The organism is Microbacterium meiriae (assembly GCF_025143875.1).
Taxonomy (GTDB): Bacteria; Actinomycetota; Actinomycetes; order Actinomycetales; family Microbacteriaceae; genus Microbacterium; species Microbacterium meiriae.
The window spans coordinates 80,712-98,443 of the sequence record NZ_JAMBDU010000006.1 but is presented as its reverse complement, the minus strand read 5'-3'; the positions used below and the strand labels follow the sequence as shown (position 1 = coordinate 98,443).

Here is a 17,732-nt window from a genome sequence, read left to right as displayed (position 1 = left end):
GGCGCGCCCCGGATCGAGTCTCCTGAGTTACGAACGCGGCCCACGAAAGGACTCCGCATGAGCACGCAGAACTTCCCCCTTCCGGACGTCGGCGAAGGGCTGACCGAGGCCGAGATCGTCGCGTGGAAGGTGGCGCCGGGTGACCGGGTCGCCATCAACGACGTCATCTGCGAAATCGAGACCGCGAAGTCCCTGGTCGAGCTGCCCTCCCCGCACGCGGGCGTGGTCGGCGAGCTGCTCGTCGACGAGGGGGCGACGGTCGAGGTCGGCACCTCGATCATCACCTTCGTGACCGACCCTGCGGCGGGCTCGGGGAACGGTTCGGTGGCGCCCGGCACCGTCGCGACGGCGGAGGCGCCCGCGCCCGAGGAGGGCGGCGGGTCGGTGCTCGTCGGCTACGGCTCCGGAAGCGGCGCGACCTCGCGGCGCAAGCGCCCGGCCGAGCGCCCCGTGCGGTCGTCGGTCGGCGTGATCGCGAAGCCCCCGATCCGCAAGCTCGCCCGCGACCTCGGCGTCGACCTCACGAGCGTGACGCCCACGGGTGCCGACGGCGAGGTCACCCGCGACGACGTCATGAAGCACGCCTCGCAGGCCAGCGTCTTCCGCAACATCGAGACCCCGGAGTGGGGGAGCGTGCGCGAGGAGACCGTCCCGGCCCCGCAGGCCCCGTCCGGCCTGGCGCGCGGCCTCGCGCCCGTGCGCCCGTCGGCGGCCGGCGACGACCGCACCGAGTCCATCCCCGTGAAGGGCGTGCGCAAGGCGACGTCGTCGGCGATGGTGCAGAGCGCGTACTCCGCCCCGCACGTCACGGTGTGGAAGGAGATCGACGCCACCCGCACGATGGAACTCGTCAAGCGCCTCAAGGCCTCGCCGGACTACGCCGACATCAAGGTCTCGCCGCTGCTCATCATGGCTCGCGCGGTGATCTGGGCGGTGCGCCGGACGCCGATGGTCAACGCGGCCTGGATCGACACCGAGGCCGGTGCCGAGATCGCCGTGCGCCACTACGTGAACCTCGGCATCGCCGCAGCCACGCCCCGGGGTCTGCTCGTGCCGAACATCAAGGACGCCCAGGACCTCAGCATGAAGGATCTCGCCCGCGCCCTGAACCGGCTCACGCTCACAGCACGCGAGGGCAAGACCCCGCCGGCCGACCAGCAGAACGGCACGATCACCATCACGAACATCGGCGTGTTCGGGATGGACGCGGGCACTCCGATCATCAACCCGGGCGAGGCCGGCATCGTCGCCATGGGCACGATCAGCCAGAAGCCCTGGGTCGTCGACGGCGAGGTGCGCCCGCGCTGGGTGACCACGGTCGCCGGCTCGTTCGACCACCGCGTGATCGACGGCGATGGCATGAGCCGCTTCATCGCCGACGTCGCCTCCATCCTCGAAGAGCCCGCGCTCCTGGTGGACTGATATGAGACGTCACTGAAGGTGCTTTTTCTTCAATCGAAGCTGAGTCGACTCAGCGAAGTTGATCCAGAACGACGTAGTTGATCCCGGTATTTACACGGGTCCCGGGTTGGGAGGTTGTGGAATGGAACGTAAGGGAGCACGAGCGACTCCTGCCATGCTGTCGCCGCACTGGCCTAACGAGCCGTCCCATGATCCAGCGGGCGAGGCTGCGCGTCGCTTCGCCCAAAATCTGCGGGCGGCCATTGGGGAGAGGGCGGTCCGCGCGGTCGGCCGCGACGTAGGGCTTGATGAAGGCACGATCCGGAGGATCCTGCTGGGTGAGTCGTGGCCCGACCTTCGCACCATCTGGAAGTTGGAGGCTGGTCTCGCGGTCCATCTCTACACCCGATCGTAGCTCTCGCTGGGTTGCGGCAAGAAGGGTCAGCGAGCGCTCGGTACCAGGTGCCGCGTGCTGCCGTTCGATCATTCCGCGCCCGCACTAGCGACGGCCGGCCCCGGTGAATCGCTATCGAGGCAACTCGTCTAGCGCGATGTTCTTCCCGAACGCCTTTCGCACGCCCGTCACGACAATGGCGGGTGCGGCCGTATCGGCCCGCCGTGCTGCAAGCGTCGGTCCGGACGCGCTGCCGGTCATGGTTGGCGACCCTCAGCCAGGAGTCGTTCCAACTCCGTGCCGGCGTCCGGGCTGCCGGCGTCGGAGAGCCGCTGCAGCTCACGCAGGTCACGATTCTCCACGGCGCGGCGGGTCAGCAGACGGCCGGCGTGCTCACTGCCCTCATCGAGCAGTTCAGACAGCGCGTCCAGGTCGCCTCGGGCATCGGCGAGGTCGGCGAGCCGGTCTAGCGCGGTCTCGTTGCCCTCGTCCGCGAGTGCGCGGAGGGAGTCTTCATCGAAGTCGTGATCGGTCAAGCAGCCAGCGTGCGACCTTGTCCTTGGGGCAAGGTCAAGTGAGACAATGAAGGACGCTTACCATCGGGCAGCTCGCCGCCCACGCAGGCGCGTCCACGAAGGCCATCCGCGTTTACCATGCCAAGGGATTACTGCCCGAACCGGAACGGGACGCTTCAGGATACCGGCGCTACGACGCGCAGGCGATCATCGACCTGACGCGCATCGTCACCCTCGCCCAGGCCGGTGTCCCGCTGGCCCGCATCCCCGACGTCCTGAACGCCGACGCCAATGCCGCTTCCGAACAGATCGATCGCATCGACACCGAACTGCGCAGTCACATCCGACGACTCCTGCAGCGTCGACATCCTCACCGGACACCAAGGCATCGACAGCCGCGCCTGGGAATGCCTCGACCAACTCCTCATCTCACGACTGACCGAGTAACTGAATCCGCCCTAGCAGGGAAGCGTGAGCCCGTCTCGACCGTTGGGGTCCGTCGCTAACCTCCTGGCCAACAACAACTAGCAAACGACTTGCGCCGCTCTACGACAGCCACATGAACTCATTCCTCTGGCTTGTAACGCGTTGGAGAGATGCTGTCCGGGTGAGTGAGCGCATGGCAGATCGGACAGCCTGAGCCTCGGTGAGCGCGGCTGTTGCCCGTCGCCATCCACGCATGGTTTAGAGCGCACTTCCAATGAATACGCAGATGAGTCCCCGCGACCACCCTCTGCGGAGTCAAAGTCCCGTTGGCGACCCAGTCCCACTCTTCGACGAGGTCCGGCCGTGTCGTGCCCATGTCATTCCAGCCGACGAGGACACGCTTGTTAGCGCAGGTCGGGCAGCCGCTGCCCCTGAGGCGGTCGCTCCCGTTAGCCTCCCAGGTGTGTGATTGAGGACACTTCCAGTGGAGCTTCGTCCTCGTCCCGGCGGCGACGTCCGTCGGGCGTATATGCCCGTTCGCCTCCCAATCCCATTCAGAAAGCCAGTCCGGGCGAGTGGTGGCCAAGTCGTTCCATCCCGGCCACACTCGGGTGTTGGAACAGAACGGGCAACCGGTGCCCTGCCGTGCACGTACGCTGACCATCGCGGGCCAGTCATGGCCCTCCTTGCAGAGCCAGATGAGCGTGCGTCCGCTCTTGCCGCTTACGTTGTCGGCGTTCCACGAACCGTTCTTGCTCGGGTGGACCTCGTCGGCGAGAGTTGGGAACATCGTGCGCAGGGAGTTCTGAGCGGTCACTACTCTGCCCGCGCAGACATTACAGCCCCTACCGATGGTCTGCCCATGAATCGGTGCGTAGTAGTCATGGCTCTCGGCGCACACGAACCAGGCCTTTTCACCCGAGCCCGACAGCACGTCGTACGGGGTCAGGTCCCCGTTCAACGACCCATGCCAGCGGGCCGCGACAGCAGGGTCCGTGACCGCGAGCGAGCTTGTGCGGTGAACTTTCTGGCGACTGCAGTACGTACACGACCCACCGGACGTGCGCCTCGAGATGAGCATCCTGTACTCGCCGTGCGTCGGGCAGAACCACCAGGCGACCTGCTCTGACCCGGCGACGTAGTCCTCAGGTGTGCGGTCGCCGTTGAGAGTGGGGTGCCAGGTAGAGGCGATGTCGCTGTGGGTGACGGAGAACGCGTTGACTGCTGCGTCAACCACCTTGTTGGAGCACACGGGGCACCCCACGCCCTTACTGCTCCGGTTGTTCAAGCTCTGTTCGAACGAGTGACCGACCGAGCAGCGCCAATGCACCTTATCTGCGGAGCCCGCGATGACGTGCTCGGGGCGGAGTTCGCCATTCATTTTCCAGTCCCACTCGGGAATCAGGTGTTTGTGGGTGTCGGCGAGAGTGTTGAAGCCAGCGAGGGGCTTCCGGTTGGCGCAGTAGCCGCACCCGCCGCTCTTCTTCGCGGTGCGAAGCACTCGAATCCGTGACGCAAACAGGTGGCCTCGGGCGCAGACATAATCGTTGAGTTGGAACTCGTGACGGATGCGGTCGCGGCGCGTGCCGGGCTTTCGTGACGACACGTACTGGGTCATATGGAGGTGCTCCGCGCGAGTGAGCCGGCATGTGCGAAGTTGCGCGAGTTCCGCATGCTCGTCGACGTTTTTCCCTTTTGGGGTACACACGAACGAGTGCGGGTTGCTTTGGTCCTGGTGTCCGAGCGTCCGGATGAGAACCCAGAGGGCGTCGACGAGCACGACGCACGACTCGGTGTGCGCGATGTCGCTGACGACCGTGGAGAGCGTTCTGTAGCGTTCTTGCGCCTCTACGTCGCGGTCTGCATACCTATCGAGCGCTCGGGGTCGGAACACCAGCTGGCCGAGGCGCACCGCCAGGGTGAACCGCTGTGCAGAGTCGAGTGAGGTGTCCTCCGCCTCGGTCCATTCGTCGACGCACCCGAGAATCTCTGCGAGACGATGAGCGTCCAGCACCTCCTGTTTGCGCAATCGGCGGTATAGGCGGTCAGCGCGGAGTGCCTCGACACCGACGAGGTACTGGTCCTCAGGCGCTGTACCGGGGCCTACCCACATGAGGTGGCGGCGGCAGACGCGCGGGCCGTCATGAGCCCCTTGCTCGATGCGTTCTCCCGGGGTGCAGCGTTTGCACCCGAATCGGTCCTCGAGTCCAGTGACGCAGCTGACGCAAGACTCACCGTCAGCGTGGCGCGGGAGTGCGGCCGAGTCTCGGGCGAAATGGCCGGTGCTGAGGCCGCCGACGGTCTCTGCGATGAGTGGCACCGCGTCGTTGCGTCCGAGACCGGTGGCGCGCACCGCCGCCTTCAGCCAACCGCCCCACGCGACATCGCTCACGAAGTTCGCGGCGCGCAGGCGCTGCAGATAGCTGTCCACGGTTTCGAACGAGCCGGGGCGGACGTGGAACGGCCAGGAACGCTCAGGCAGCACGGGATGCCTCCTCGACCTCACGGTTCGCCGCGGACAGCAGTCGTTCTGAGGTGAGGTCCAGCGGGATTGTGTCCAGCAGGTCCTTGGTGATGAGCTCGGCGTCAGGGTCGCCCGCTTCGATGAGGTCGAGGGCGGCAGTCGTCAGGAGCCGGGAGAGCGCGGCGATGGAGCCGCGCGTACGATTCCAGAGGTACTCGGCTTCCTTGAGCAGCGTCTGCGGCGGGTGAGCCATCAAGCCGAGCTGCTCTTCGAACTTGACGATGACGCCACCCCACAGCTGGCGGCCCTTGGGCGTCTTGATGTTGAGTTTCTCAAGGCGAACCGGCGCGCAGCGTGAGGCGAACTGGGCGCCGAGTTCGTCGTTGGTAAACGCGGAGGAGTTCAGGTCGAAGCCGACGTACATCGGAACGGCTTTGACGTTGTTCATCAGGTTCTTGATGGCCTGAGCGCTCTCGAACCGCCCCGTCGATGCCGACTGAGCCAGGTTCTGAATCTCATCGAAGATGACCAGGCACGTGTGAGACCTCGCGAACAGTCGGGTGACCTCCGCGGTGCGCTCCTCCAGGGTCATCCGAGGGACGACAGGAACACCGAAGAAGGTCAGGATGCGGCCCATGACCGTCTTCCCCGTGCACTTCGGCGGGATTTCGAGGTACACCACCGGCACGTGCCCATCTTCCTTCCACCTCGGGTGGCGCTCGATGTGTCGACGGAAGGCTTCGCCTGCCAAACGAATGGCGGCGGTGGTCTTCCCGGTCGTCGGCTCTCCGTCGAGAATGATGCCGGTCCGCCCGACCGGACGGTGCGCGACGCGGGCGGCGCGCTTATACGCGAGGCTCAGCTGCTGGAGGGCGGGGGTGATGATGACGATGGAGTCCGCGATACGGTCGCTGCGCTCGATGTCGAACGCCCGCTTCTTTGCGCTGCTCCAGCCCTTGTACTCGGCGGCGGTGACGTGCTCGGCGTTCAGCGTTACTTCGTTCTCGAGTAGCTGCTGAAGCACCTCTCTCTGGTCGAAGTGGCCGAGGAGCTCAAAGCTGCTGTTCATGTTCTGTGCTTCCTTCGGTTTAGCGGGCTGCAACTTCCAGCGCCGCGAAATTGGCGAAGTCATTGCTGCTGTCGGTGTCGGGGGTGAGGACGTTCGCGAGAATGCTTGCGGCTCTCTGTTCCTTTTCTTCCTTCTTCTTGTCTCGCGCCGCCTGTTCGACGGCGTCGGTGGAGTCGGTGATTGCCTGGTTACGGAAACGGACCATCATCACGTCCGCCTCCGCGTCGCTGAAGGAGATACTGTCGAGTGCGGTCCGGTGTGCTTCGAGGGCGATGGCCTCGTCGAGCGGACGAGCCATTCCTCGTTCCTTCGTCCAGTGGCAGGTAATCCAGCCGGAGTCGTCGGGGCAGCGGAGCCAGATGCGGTGCTCGTCGCTCGGGTCGTAGTGGATGACGACCTTGGGCGTGGCCTTGTCGCTGCCTCGCGTGCGGTTACGCATCGGGGCGAGATGAGGGCTGTCGTACTTACGGCCGTCGAACTCGATGCCACCGGCCTGAACCGTGCGCTCCTTGGTCGGGAGGAGATTGATGAAGTCCTCCTCTTCGTAGGCGAGAACGAAGTGACCGGTGAGGTCGATGCATGCGGCGTACATGCTATTCGGGGAGTGGTCCAGGCCCTCTTCGTAGTCGTCTTCGAGGCCTGCGTGACGACGGTTCTGCCACACGATGCACGTCCACTTCTCGAGGAGCTGACTGAGTTCGGCGAGGGTGAGAAGCGCGCCCTTGACCGTGTCTGCGCCCTTGTTCGCGAAGTTGCCGCCCGAGAAGCCGGGGACGAACTGGCAGAACTTGGTCTTCACGGTGCCGAAGAAGCGCTCCACAACGGCCTTCGCCGTCGGGTCGTGGATGGGTGCCTGGGTTAGGGAGATGCCGTACCTCTCGCAAGCCAGCCCGAAGACCGTGCCGCGAAAGTCCTGACCATTGTCGATGAGGATGCGGGTCGGGAAGATGTAAGGACAGTAAGAGTCGAAGGTTTCCATCTGCTTCTTGGACAGGTGCTTCGTCCACGGCATCCGCGGCAGTCCGAAGGAGTCGTAGTCCTTCGCCCACGGGCGGAGCCTGCGCGGCACGAGCGCCTTCGCCAGGAGCACGGCATGGTCGATGCTGGTCGGGTCGGATTCGGTGAGGTTAAGTCCGATGACTGACCGGGTGCGCTTATCGACGAGCGCTGTGAGATGGGGGCGGTCCACCTTGCCGCTAGGCATCCGTACGAAGATGTCGAGCGTGGTCGCATCCATCTGGCACTCGTCGCCCGGGCCGAACACGAGGCGGGGTTTGTGCATGCCCGTCGGAGACAGAGCTGCGGTCTCGCGGCGCTTCGCAGGAATGGTCGGGTTCTGGTCGCCGCTCATGTGCTTGACGAGACGCTCGATGGTGGAAAGCGACGGCGTCTTCGGGCGGTGCTCCTGGGCCGGGAACCGGTCCATCAGCAGCACCTCGAGTTCGGCGCGGATGGCGGTGTACGTGACCGTGGATTTGTTCTTGTAGCTGACGAGGACTTCCGCCAACGCCCGCTGCACCTCCTCGTGCACGCGCGCGAACGCCGCCTCCTTTCGCCCTTCGCGTCGGTCGACGAGACCGGCGATGCCCTTTTTCTCAAACTTGCCGAGGTCGCGCTTCAGCGAGCCGAGGGGCATGTCAATACCGACCTTGCCGAGCGCTTCGACGGTGTAGTCGAGGCGCTTGGTCTTGGAGATGTCGAGCGTGAAGTTGGGGTTCGGCTCACCGCCGTCGACGGGGGTGCCGTCGATGAGTTGCTGCAGGTAGGGGATGAGGGCCCTCTTCGCTGGCTTGAGACCGTCGAGGATGTCTTGCACGGGCCAGCTATCGACGGGGTCGGCCGTCCCCAGCGACTCTCCTGGCGGGAGCTGCTGGGCGAGCTCCGAATGGTGGACGACCTGGTACTCGCCAGTGAGTTCGTCGCGGAGGCGGTAGCTGCCGTTCGCGTAGCTAACGACCGTGAAGTCACCGATTTCGAGGTGGATGGTCTGACCGAGGACGATGGTGCGGCGCGTAATCATTGTGTTTCTCCGGGGTAAGGTCACGCTGCGGTGAGCGGCGTGTGTTCGGTGAAGCGGGCGGTGAGGTCGAAGGTGAGTTCCCCTTTCCACATGAGGTGAAAGAGGAACGGGATGAGCTCGCCCGGTTTGTCCGTGACGAGTGCGTGGCGCAGACCGCCGAATGTGTCGTGGTTCTTCGCCGCGCGAAGGATGAGGTCCTCGACGTCTTGAGCCGGCGTGTAGCGGTGATGGCGGTAGCGACTCATCATTTCCAGGTTCATGCGGACGGTGTCGCTGAGCTGGTCGATGAGCGTGAACCGCCATCCGAGGACTTCGCAGACCCGGGCGGCGTGCGTGAACTTCATCTCGTCCTCGGGCTTCATGAGTGCCTTCGGGTGAACCTCGATGACGTGTCGGGTTCCGTCGGCTTCGATGGCGAGGAAGTCGGGGTAGCAGTGAACGCCGTCGAAGAACGTCATCAGCATGGGCTGGGCGTGGACCGCGACGATGTCGTACAGGTGGTCGATGAGCATCATGCCGGCATACTCGGCCATGGATTCGTGGAAGACGCTGTTCCGCGACCCGGCGCACCAATAGTGGCCCTGGTAGGGTTTCTGGCCCTTCCACTTGCCCGGCTTGCGGGTGCGTTCGCCAGGAGCGACCGTGAGCGCGGTGACGGGGTCGTTCGCCCGAATGGTGTGCGTATTCAGCTTCTTGTCGAACCACTGGATGCGGTCGAAGCCATCGCCCGTAGTCTTCTTGAGAGTCTGGTACTTGGTCATGTCATCCCCTGTGCGCGGGAGAAAGCGTGTCCGAGACGGAACGCGTCAAACATTGGGTCTTTTCGCTCTTCATAGGTCTTTTAGATATATTTTCGGAGTGTCAGACCCCCGATATGTACCCCGTGACTTCCTGATCGAGCCTCGCGACTTCGGGCGGCGGCCTAGGGCCGTGTGGCGCCTGATCGAAGACGACTGGACCCTGGATAGACGGGCACAACTCGATGCATCGATCTCGCAGCACAACATCTCGCGCGGGGTTCGCGAGTTGTACCTGACCGAGAAGAGAAAGAAGGTCACAGATCTTGCTCAAGATCTCGAGGTCGAGTACCACCGTCTCCAGAAGATGCTGGCGGGGCGCGTCGTCATGCAGATGGTTGATCTCGCTCGTCTGCGTCTCCTGATCGGCACGCGCCTGGACTACTGGATGATGCGAGGCGAATCGGCGGAGTACATCCGTGCGGTGGAGCGTGACCTCCACCGCAAGAAGCAGCGCCAGGCGCAGGCGCAACGCGCTGGCGCTCCCTACGCCGGCGTCCACACCGTCCTCCGACACGCCGAATAGCTCATATGCGGAATACTTTCCGCATTTTCGCTAAGATGCAACCACTCTTCGAGGAGGGCTCATGGAAGCGCTCGAGTATGCGTCGGACATTACGTTGTCCGACCGGCGCGTGGCGGTGTGCGGGGACTGGCACGGAAACATCAGCTGGGCTCGGACAGTCGCTCGGGCCCTGCCGGTACTGGCGCCCGGCGTGACTACGCTGCTGCACCTCGGCGACTGGTGGATGGATACGAGCGCGACTGATGATGCGTTCGTCGAGGCGAAGATCAACCGGATCCTCGTCACGCTCGGTAACCACGAACCGTGGGATCAGGTTTCCGGAATCCTGGGCGACCGAGCCGTTCGCGTGTCCGAGATCACCTGGCTCCTACCTCGGCCCGCGCGGCTGACCATCGGAGGGCGGTCGGTCATCTCCCTCGGCGGCGCTGCATCGGTAGACCGCCTCTGGCGTGTTGACGGTGCCGGCTGGTGGGCGGACGAGGTCATCACCGAAGCCCACGTGGCCTCCGCCATCTCCGGTGGGCGTGCTGATCTAATGCTGACGCACGAGTCGCCCGCGCGCACGCCGGTTCGCGCGGTGCGGGAGATCTTGCGTACAAACCCAATGGGGTTCCCTGAGGAGACTCTCGCCGAGTCGGCGCAGTCCCGCGAGCGGGTCAGACGTGTCTGGGACGCCGTACACCCGGAGCTGCTGATGCACGGCCATATGCACGTCGCGGGAGGTGGAACCACGGACGACGGGCGCCGCGTAGCGAGCCTTGGCCGCGACGGCCACGAAGGGAACGTCGGGATTCTCGATCTGCGGACCCTAACGATGGAGACGCCCAGTGTCCGACAGATACTGGCGGCAGGAGCTTTGCGATGACGGGCCTGGTCGAACGACGGACTGTGTGCGGGACCTTCTCCGAGTAGCCAATGGCGCACGCGAAACGGGGCGACCGCCGCCGCGAGCTTAGAGCCGCACCCAGGAGGTTGGAGTTTTGCGTCCTTGCTATGGAACTTTGGATCGGTGAACACTGGCCCCGGCGCGAGGACGAAGCCTCCTGCTACGGTCGCGGCCGCTCGGCAGCTCTCGGGCTTGCTTCGACCGGGGACGTGTTCTCCGCGACTCTCTCTCGCCCTATACCCTGCGGCACATCGATGCGTCGTCGCCAGATCCGCACGTGCGTGCATCGAATCCAAGGTGGTCGACTGGCGTGCCAAGCCCGCAAGGGCACGCGATCCCTGTCGGGAGTAGGGACGTAGCTCGCTCTGCCAAGGTTGGCAAGTGCGGACCACACCCCTATAGAGGATTCGAAAGAGAAGTTGCCTCTATCTCTACTACTTTACTTCTTCTCTTCATGAGAACTACCTACTACTTGGCAACCTTGCCAACCCCCTCCGATCCCAACCGAGAGTAGGCAGAACTCCAGCCAAGGTGCTCTTGGCAACGCCTGGTCATTTCGAAGGTTGGCGTGCTGCACCCGGCAACAGTGGGGGACTCCGGTCGGGATCGGTCAAGCCGCGCGGAGAGACCGCACGCTGCGTCGGAGGTCTGAGGGTAACCCCAGCGCCGAAGCGGCGTCCGATTCCCGCCAGCGCTGAACGAGCGTTGCCGAAGCCTTGGAAGATTGGCTCCAGCTATGGGTTGGCGGCGTGGCAGCGACGAGCCATGAGGGTGAGTTACCTATGCAAACGATGCGTCTCGGTCCACCTCGCGCATAGGGGGTCACGATCAACCTATTCTTGGAGCCGACATGACCACGACCGACCATCCACACTCGACCGCGGATGTAGCGTCTCGCTGCACCGAAACTGAGGGCCTTTACGACAAAGAAAGGCGCGACTCGATTCCCACGCGCGAGCAGGCGCCGACCGAGGGTGTTGCCGGCGCCCTGCTTTACAGCGTCCGCCTCCTCGGCGAGCCCGACCCTTGGGGTGTGACTCTCACCACCAACGAGGCTAGCTCCTTCGCCGAGCTCACCATCGACATTCCGAACGGGCTTCCGGAGAGCACCAAAGAAAAGCTCCTCAGACTCAACGGGCAGCGGATCTACTACACGGCTATGGACCGGGTGTACGACGACCACTTCGGGAATCCCAGTTCATCGCCCCACAAGAGCATCTTCGTGACGACCGTCCAGAAGGCGCTCAGTGAAGCGCGCGATGCGTTGACGCTCGCGTGCTTGGCTCACGCTCGGGAGCAATTTTGGGACGCCGCCCCGGCGCCCGTTGAACGTGACGATTATCGGTATGAGAAATGGTGGGAGGCGCCTGACTTCGACTGAGAGGTGAGGTGCGGTAACGATGAGCTCACATCTCATCGGGTGGCTGCAGCTGCTCGCAGGCATACGAAGTGCTGGTCTTGCTGTCCGGGAACCAATGCGCCGTCAGCGGCATGAAAAACCGGAGGCGAATCGGCTCCACGGGGCAGGTCGGCTTTGCTCCTCCAAGGTCGAGATACCCGCCGCCGGTCTGTCATGTGTCGCATACTGGTGAGAGCGGGCTCGATTGCGGTTCCCGCTCCTCGCGCCTCTCTCCAGATCCGGCGCGGGGCCAGCCCCCATGGATTGCCCATGGGGGCTGCGGACGTCTCCCGGTCGTTCCTCGCATTGCCCTGATTCCGCCACCCCCGCCGCGGAGATAGGGCGGAGGCCGTCAGTCTGTACGGGTGCACGCCCTTCCGTGCCCGCAGCCCCAGCGCTGTCAGCTGACCGGCCTCGCGAGAGTCGAGGAATCCACTCGCTCAAGAAGTCTATTAATCGCGCCCGATCATTGCTGTGCATCTGCTGCAGAAGAGACAGCCTTGTCGCGCACGGCTGATTATGCCTGGGGCTCATGGCAAGGCACGCCCGAGAAGTCCGTTATCTTCAACTCATGGGAACGATTCAGTATGGCGGCGGCAGCGAGATCCACATCGAGGACCGTGCGCTCGCGCATCTTAAGGTCGCCATCGCGACGAAGTTGCGACGCAATGAGAGCTTCACCCTGTCCTGGCATCATCCCGACGGCGACGCGCCTGGGCGGTCGACGATTTGGCTTCACCCTTCGATTCCACTCCGGTTCATCTTCGACGACACCGAGACCCCGGAACTCAACGCGAAGTGGATGCAAGCGTTGATGATCGAAGCGAGCTCGTCAGGCGGGATCATGCTGGTCGATGAAGTCATCGACGGGCCGGCCGAAGTAGAGAGCACGGTCCTGGCCCAGTAGCCCTGACGGCTTTCCGAGGGGGACGCTCCCTTGTGAGATAATTGTTTCCTACACGCGTCCATTCCATTTGACGCTGCATGAAATCGAATCTGTGGCTAACGAAGGACGACGACGATGGGCAAGTTCCTCTACGAAGGCGACGAGAAGACCGAGATCGAGGATCGCGCTCTCACCCACCTGCAGCTTGTCATGACGGCGAAACTCCGTCGCGGAGAGCCGTTTCCTTTCAGCTGGAAGAACGACGCAAGCGTTGGCGGCGGGCGCATCACCGTCTGGGTGCATGCGGGCAGCTCGCTCGTGTTCAAGTATCACGGCAGTCGCCAGCCCGCCATCAACCGGGCATGGGTGGACGCGCTGGCCTTCACGGCAAACTCGCCGACCGGTCTGTACCTGGTTCCGGAGCCGGCAGAGCATTCCTCGGTTGAGGAGTTCACCTCGACGTCGCCGAGTTGATTTACGCGGCGGGTGTTGACTCTCGACCTGGCCAGGAAGCTCGCTAGAAGAAGATCTGCGGAGCGCTTCGAGAAGCCACCAGGCCCCGTCCGCAGGGCTGAGGCAGCCGAACGTGTAATGATCGGCCGGCTCCCGCGTATGGGTTTCGTTTGCGGGCCTCGCGTCGCTCCCTGCCAGAGCGCAGGCTTGAACAGTGTCGAGTCACAAGTCCGCCTTCGAAACCGGCGACGAGCTGCGCCCGCTGCGTCCGCGCCGCGTCCGTTGGGGGTATGTCTATCAATCGTTCGCACGGTACGGCGTGGTTACTACGCGCATCGTCGTGTTCTCGCCGGTCTCTTCAGAGAGCGAACGATTCTGGGCTGACAGCCTCCGTATCTTCACGCCGGTCGCCGTTGCGGTCGCGACCGCCTCATGGTTCATCCTCGTGTCTCTGGGGCTCGCCCCGGAGGTTTCGGCGTTTCTGCTTGCCGTCGTTGTTCTCGGCTTAGGTGGCTGGCTCTGGTGGAAGTCTCGCGTCCTGCGCGGCCGTGTCGCCACAGCGTGGGCGAGTCGCACAGGGCTGTGGACCAGCAGTGTCGAGCAGGCTCGGGAAGAGGCCATCAGCGATCTTGCCGAGCTGATCCAGTTGGCGTCCGACCGGTACCGCCGCGGCGAGATTGACGAGTCGGTTTTCCAGAGGGTCTGGCTTGCGGTGTACGAGGAGACCCTCGCTTTCGATCTGCCCAGCCGCCCCGCCCACTGACCACTCCCTAGAGGAGCGCCTCCGCGACGAGGTCGCTGATCGGACGTGAGGCGATCGAGCCCCACTCCGTCACGAACCAGCCCTCCAGTGGTGCGGTTCGCATTCGCTCCTCGATTCGTCGTGAGATCTCCTCAGGACGGGGTTGGCCGTCAATCGTGATGACCGTGATGCAGACGTCGAGAGCGAGCCGCATCTGCAACTGAACGTGCGCATGGCGTGCGAAGGAAGAAAGACTTCGCTGCTCACGAACGGTCGCCGGTCGGGCTCCCTGCACCATTACGAGAACATGGCGCATTTCTTGCCACCTTTCTGCGTGGTAGACGATGGTGCGGGTCAGGGCGCGAAGGCGATGGTGGAGCGTCCGGCCGGTACCGGATAAGGCGATCCCCACGACGACACCGCGCTTTGAAGCGTGAACGCTCGCGAGGAAGGGAAGCGGGTCTCCACCGGGCACGATGTAGGGGCTGGCTGTCGGGTCAACCAAACCCGCGGTGGGTAGCTCGCCTACTTCATGCATCGCCAGCCTCCCGCGTCGTCGTCATCTGTCACCGGTGAGCTTGGTGCTTTCCGGGCCTGGTTCATCGCGACAACCCCGTGGCACATCAGCAGCAACAGATCACCAGGCGATGAGTCAACGGGGAGACGGGTCTGTAGGCCATTGACCGAGTCCTGGCTCGAGACGACCTTAACCGCAGTTCGCGCGTCCGCTTGCGGACTGGTAAGGAGTCGTGCGTGTGCGCAGGTCCGGGCGATCTGGTCGAGCGCGCAGTCCACTGTCAGCTGCACGCGTCGGTTCCGGCTGCCCTCTACGCGTCCCACGACCCTGGTGACGATGAGTGTCACGTGGTGGTCTGCGGTGCTGGCGTTCGTTCCGGGGACGATCAACACACTCGGCGTTCCGCGCTCGCGAGCGAGTCGCGTCAGAGACCTCCCCCCGACGCTGATGTCGTGCGGCGTCACAACCGTGTCTGGCGGCCATGCCACGCGTGTGTCGACGAGCCGCTGGACTCGTGGGCGGGAGCCCCTGGCCGCGTTGGCGATGGTGTGTAGCAGGCTCATGCGAATGCCGAACCTTCGTTGATCGCGGGGGACGCGACGTCATTGCGCCGGGGCCTTACCTCGCGGAGTGCCACGGCGCCGGAGCACGGGACAGCGAGCAGGTCGCCCTCGTGCACGTCCTCTGGAAGGGTGACGACGGGGTATGGCCAGTGGGGTGCGGCTGCCTCTGCGGAGATGAGCTCGATGTCGGCGGAGCGGGCTACGGATGTGCGGCCGATCAGACGACATTGATCCCAGCGCGCCTCGACCGTGTCGAGGGAGCAATCGGTGAGGGCGATCCTCTTGTTCTGCTGAGTGTCGACGCGCAGTGCGATACGAAACACGAGCACGGTGACGTCGTTCCCTACTCCGCGCGTCCGTACGGTTCGTGCCTGGGGGTGGGGAAGATCCCCACTCAGGAGAGCAGGGGATCCGCTGACCTCTGCCAGGCGCACGAGTGATACGCCTGCGACGATCACGTCGGAAATGGTCGGGATGGTGTGCTCGGGCCAGGCGAAGGAGTCGAGAGGGTCCGGAAGGCTGCGCCGCATCGTCGGCAGGATCTCAGTGAGAGTCATGTTCTCCGTCCTACGTCTGGGCTGGCGATGAGGGAACGGAGCCTTACGGAAGTCATGCGCGTCGCGAGGCCGGCGTCCGCGAGGATGCGCGGACATCGGACCGTTGTGACGCGACAAGTGTTAGCGCGCCGTGAGAGTTGCCTGGGGTGGCGTATGGGTTCCGTTAGAGGCGTCAAAGGAGCCGCCGGAGCCGGTGTTGGATCGGGAGTTGCGCCCCTCCGTGGCGCGCGATCAGCGTGTGCTGTCGCTGTGATCCGAATGGAGCTTGTTGTGCTTGACGTCGTCTACGTGCTGGGCGTGATCGTCCTGTTCGTGGTCGTCGGGCTGCTGGGAAAGGCGGTGGAGAAGCTGTGATCGTGTTCGAGCTTCTCGCCGCCGGCCTCGCGGTCGCGGCGATCGTCTACCTCGTGTCCGCCCTCGTGAAACCGGAGCGCTTCTGATGACGTGGGTGTACGCACTCCTCGCACTGGTCAGCGTCGCCCTCATCATCGGCGTCCTCTACCGCCCGCTCGGTGATTACATGGCCTGGGTCTACACCACACGCAAGGACTGGAAGGTCGAGCGAGGAATCTACAAGGTCATCGGCGTCGACTCGCGGGCCGAACAGACCTGGCAGTCCTACCTCCGTGCGGTCCTGGCCTTCTCCGCGGTCGGTCTTCTTATCGTGTACGGGCTGCAGCGCCTGCAGCAGTGGCTGCCTTACTCCCTGGGGCTGCCCGCTCCATCGGAGCACCTGTCCTTCAACACCGCCGCCTCATTCGTGGGCAACACGAACTGGCAGTCGTACTCCCCGGAACTCACCGTCGGCTACACCGTGCAGTTCGCCGGACTCGCCGTGCAGAACTTCGTGTCGGCGGCCGTCGGTATCGCAGTGGCAATCGCCCTCGTCCGGGGCTTCGCGTACCGTCGCTCCGGGACCATCGGAAACTTCTGGGTCGACCTCACTCGCGGCACCCTGCGCATCCTCCTGCCGATCGCGGCCGTCGGCGCGGTCATCCTGATGATCGGCGGAGTCATCCAGAACTTCAACGGATTCACCGAGATCACCACCGTCAGCGGCGCCACGCAGACGATCCCCGGTGGCCCGACAGCCTCCCAGGAAGTCATCAAGCTTCTGGGAACCAACGGCGGTGGGTTCTTCAACGCGAACTCCGCGCACCCGTTCGAGAACCCGACGGCCTGGACGAACGTGTTCCAGGTGCTGCTGATGCTGATCATCCCGTTCGCGCTTCCCCGCACATTCGGAAAGGTCGTCGGAGACAACCGCCAGGGTTACGCGATCCTCGCCGTCATGGCGACCCTGTACATCGCTTCCTTCGCGATCCTGACCGCCCTCGAGTCGGCGGGACGCGGAACAGCGCCCGAGCTGGCCGGCGGGGCGATGGAAGGCAAGGAACAGCGGTTCGGCATCATCGGCTCGACGCTGTTCGCCACGACGAGCACCGGCACCTCGACGGGCGCGGTGAATTCGATGCACGATTCCTATACGGCGCTGGGCGGCATGATGCCGATGATCAACATGATGCTCGGCGAGGTCACGCCGGGCGGCGTGGGGTCCGGTATCTACGCGATCCTCGTCCTCGCAGTCATCGCCGTCTTCATCTCCGGGCTGCTCATCGGACGAACTCCGGAGTACCTGGGAAAGAAGATCGGGCCGAGGGAGATCAAGCTCGCTGCCCTGTACATCCTCGTGATGCCCACTCTGGTGCTTTCCGGTACCGCGCTGAGCTTCGCGATCCCGGGAATCCGTGAAGAGATGGAGAGCACCTCCATCTGGAACCCCGGCATCCACGGCATGTCCGAAGTGCTGTACGCCTTCACCTCCGCGGCCAACAACAACGGCTCCGCTTTCGCCGGCCTGACCGCGAACACGCCCTGGCTGAACACGGCCCTGGGGCTGGCGATCCTCCTGGGCCGCTTCGTCCCGATCGTGTTCGTCCTCGCGTTGGCCGGTTCGTTCGCCGCGCAGGACAAGGTGCCCACCACGTCCGGCACGCTGCCGACGCATCGTCCGTTGTTCGTCGGGCTGCTCACGGTGGTCACCGTCCTGGTGACCGCTCTCACCTTCTTCCCCGTTCTCGCGCTGGGTCCCCTGGCGGAAGGGCTGATGTAAACCC

At 64.3% G+C, this 17,732-nt stretch carries 16 protein-coding genes; 10 read left to right on the top strand and 6 right to left on the bottom strand.

Annotated features, from left to right (window positions below; all coding sequences use genetic code 11):
- Positions 1-57 precede the first annotated feature (57 nt).
- Positions 58-1,422 (top strand): dihydrolipoamide acetyltransferase family protein, encoded by a 1,365-nt coding sequence (locus M4D53_RS05830; RefSeq protein WP_259952624.1) that lies wholly within the window; start codon positions 58-60, stop codon positions 1,420-1,422.
- 630 nt (positions 1,423-2,052) lie between these two features.
- On the opposite strand, the gene M4D53_RS05825 is transcribed toward M4D53_RS05830, so the two are convergent.
- The gene (locus M4D53_RS05825; protein ID WP_259952623.1) at positions 2,053-2,331 is read right to left on the bottom strand and encodes a hypothetical protein; all 279 of its coding nucleotides are present in this window, start codon (positions 2,329-2,331) and stop codon (positions 2,053-2,055) included.
- Positions 2,332-2,393: 62 nt separating this feature from the next.
- On the opposite strand from M4D53_RS05825, the gene M4D53_RS05820 reads away from it, so the two are divergent.
- A complete protein-coding gene (locus tag M4D53_RS05820) occupies positions 2,394-2,816 on the top strand; it encodes a MerR family transcriptional regulator (RefSeq protein ID WP_259952722.1) in 423 nt (140 codons plus the stop codon).
- A 59-nt stretch (positions 2,817-2,875) separates the two neighbouring features.
- Here M4D53_RS05820 and M4D53_RS05815 read toward each other — a convergent pair whose 3' ends face one another.
- Genes M4D53_RS05815 through M4D53_RS05800 form a run of 4 tightly spaced genes read right to left on the bottom strand, consistent with a single transcriptional unit; the run spans position 2,876 to position 9,050 of the window.
- Positions 2,876-5,221: a zinc-ribbon domain-containing protein gene (locus M4D53_RS05815; protein WP_259952622.1), complete on the bottom strand. Its 2,346-nt coding sequence runs from the start codon at positions 5,219-5,221 to the stop codon at positions 2,876-2,878.
- Positions 5,211-6,269 carry a TniB family NTP-binding protein gene (locus M4D53_RS05810; RefSeq protein ID WP_259952621.1) on the bottom strand — a complete coding sequence of 353 codons (1,059 nt, stop codon included), beginning with the start codon at positions 6,267-6,269 and terminating at the stop codon, positions 5,211-5,213. The genes M4D53_RS05815 and M4D53_RS05810 overlap by 11 nt, the downstream gene beginning before the upstream one ends.
- A gap of 19 nt (positions 6,270-6,288) precedes the next feature.
- Positions 6,289-8,289, bottom strand: coding sequence for a TnsB C-terminal domain-containing protein (locus M4D53_RS05805; protein ID WP_259952620.1), 2,001 nt, complete (start codon positions 8,287-8,289; stop codon positions 6,289-6,291).
- 20 nt (positions 8,290-8,309) lie between these two features.
- Positions 8,310-9,050, bottom strand: coding sequence for a TnsA-like heteromeric transposase endonuclease subunit (locus M4D53_RS05800; RefSeq protein WP_259952619.1), 741 nt, complete (start codon positions 9,048-9,050; stop codon positions 8,310-8,312).
- 169 nt (positions 9,051-9,219) lie between these two features.
- Between M4D53_RS05800 and M4D53_RS05795 the strand changes: the two genes are divergently transcribed.
- The 6 genes from M4D53_RS05795 to M4D53_RS05770 all read left to right on the top strand — a co-directional run bounded on the left by M4D53_RS05795 (position 9,220) and on the right by M4D53_RS05770 (position 13,999).
- Positions 9,220-9,612: a hypothetical protein gene (locus tag M4D53_RS05795; RefSeq protein ID WP_259952618.1), complete on the top strand. Its 393-nt coding sequence runs from the start codon at positions 9,220-9,222 to the stop codon at positions 9,610-9,612.
- Between the two features lie 61 nt (positions 9,613-9,673).
- Entirely contained in the window at positions 9,674-10,477 is an 804-nt protein-coding gene (locus M4D53_RS05790; RefSeq protein WP_259952617.1) for a metallophosphoesterase, read from the top strand.
- An 871-nt stretch (positions 10,478-11,348) separates the two neighbouring features.
- Positions 11,349-11,879 carry a hypothetical protein gene (locus tag M4D53_RS05785; protein WP_259952616.1) on the top strand — a complete coding sequence of 177 codons (531 nt, stop codon included), beginning with the start codon at positions 11,349-11,351 and terminating at the stop codon, positions 11,877-11,879.
- Positions 11,880-12,468: 589 nt separating this feature from the next.
- The gene (locus M4D53_RS05780; RefSeq protein ID WP_259952615.1) at positions 12,469-12,804 is read left to right on the top strand and encodes a DUF7882 family protein; all 336 of its coding nucleotides are present in this window, start codon (positions 12,469-12,471) and stop codon (positions 12,802-12,804) included.
- 114 nt (positions 12,805-12,918) lie between these two features.
- Positions 12,919-13,257: a DUF7882 family protein gene (locus M4D53_RS05775; RefSeq protein ID WP_259952611.1), complete on the top strand. Its 339-nt coding sequence runs from the start codon at positions 12,919-12,921 to the stop codon at positions 13,255-13,257.
- Positions 13,258-13,450: 193 nt separating this feature from the next.
- Complete coding sequence (locus tag M4D53_RS05770) at positions 13,451-13,999, top strand: DUF6611 family protein (RefSeq protein ID WP_259952609.1); 549 nt, start codon at positions 13,451-13,453, stop codon at positions 13,997-13,999.
- 1,055 nt (positions 14,000-15,054) lie between these two features.
- Here the strand turns inward: M4D53_RS05770 and M4D53_RS05765 are convergent.
- A complete protein-coding gene (locus M4D53_RS05765; protein WP_259952607.1) occupies positions 15,055-15,615 on the bottom strand; it encodes a hypothetical protein in 561 nt (186 codons plus the stop codon).
- Positions 15,616-15,965: 350 nt separating this feature from the next.
- Here M4D53_RS05765 and M4D53_RS05760 point away from each other — a divergent pair, with 350 nt between their 5' ends.
- Both M4D53_RS05760 and kdpA read left to right on the top strand, forming a co-directional pair.
- A complete protein-coding gene (locus M4D53_RS05760; protein ID WP_259952605.1) occupies positions 15,966-16,055 on the top strand; it encodes a potassium-transporting ATPase subunit F in 90 nt (29 codons plus the stop codon).
- On the top strand, positions 16,055-17,728 hold the full coding sequence (gene kdpA, locus M4D53_RS05755; RefSeq protein ID WP_259952603.1) for a potassium-transporting ATPase subunit KdpA: 1,674 nt from the start codon (positions 16,055-16,057) through the stop codon (positions 17,726-17,728). The genes M4D53_RS05760 and kdpA overlap by 1 nt, the downstream gene beginning before the upstream one ends.
- The last annotated feature ends 4 nt before the right edge of the window (positions 17,729-17,732 follow it).

Excerpts from the sequence above, each read along its gene's own strand:
- M4D53_RS05775 (WP_259952611.1), top strand. The coding sequence starts at position 12,919 with ATGGGCAAGTTCCTCTACGAAGGCGACGAGAAGACCGAGATCGAGGAT.
- M4D53_RS05800 (WP_259952619.1), bottom strand. The coding sequence starts at position 9,050 with ATGACCAAGTACCAGACTCTCAAGAAGACTACGGGCGATGGCTTCGAC.
- M4D53_RS05780 (WP_259952615.1), top strand. The coding sequence starts at position 12,469 with ATGGGAACGATTCAGTATGGCGGCGGCAGCGAGATCCACATCGAGGAC.
- M4D53_RS05790 (WP_259952617.1), top strand. The coding sequence starts at position 9,674 with ATGGAAGCGCTCGAGTATGCGTCGGACATTACGTTGTCCGACCGGCGC.
- M4D53_RS05805 (WP_259952620.1), bottom strand. The coding sequence starts at position 8,289 with ATGATTACGCGCCGCACCATCGTCCTCGGTCAGACCATCCACCTCGAA.
- M4D53_RS05830 (WP_259952624.1), top strand. The coding sequence starts at position 58 with ATGAGCACGCAGAACTTCCCCCTTCCGGACGTCGGCGAAGGGCTGACC.
- M4D53_RS05765 (WP_259952607.1), bottom strand. The coding sequence starts at position 15,615 with ATGACTCTCACTGAGATCCTGCCGACGATGCGGCGCAGCCTTCCGGAC.
- M4D53_RS05810 (WP_259952621.1), bottom strand. The coding sequence starts at position 6,269 with ATGAACAGCAGCTTTGAGCTCCTCGGCCACTTCGACCAGAGAGAGGTG.
- M4D53_RS05785 (WP_259952616.1), top strand. The coding sequence starts at position 11,349 with ATGACCACGACCGACCATCCACACTCGACCGCGGATGTAGCGTCTCGC.
- kdpA (WP_259952603.1), top strand. The coding sequence starts at position 16,055 with ATGACGTGGGTGTACGCACTCCTCGCACTGGTCAGCGTCGCCCTCATC.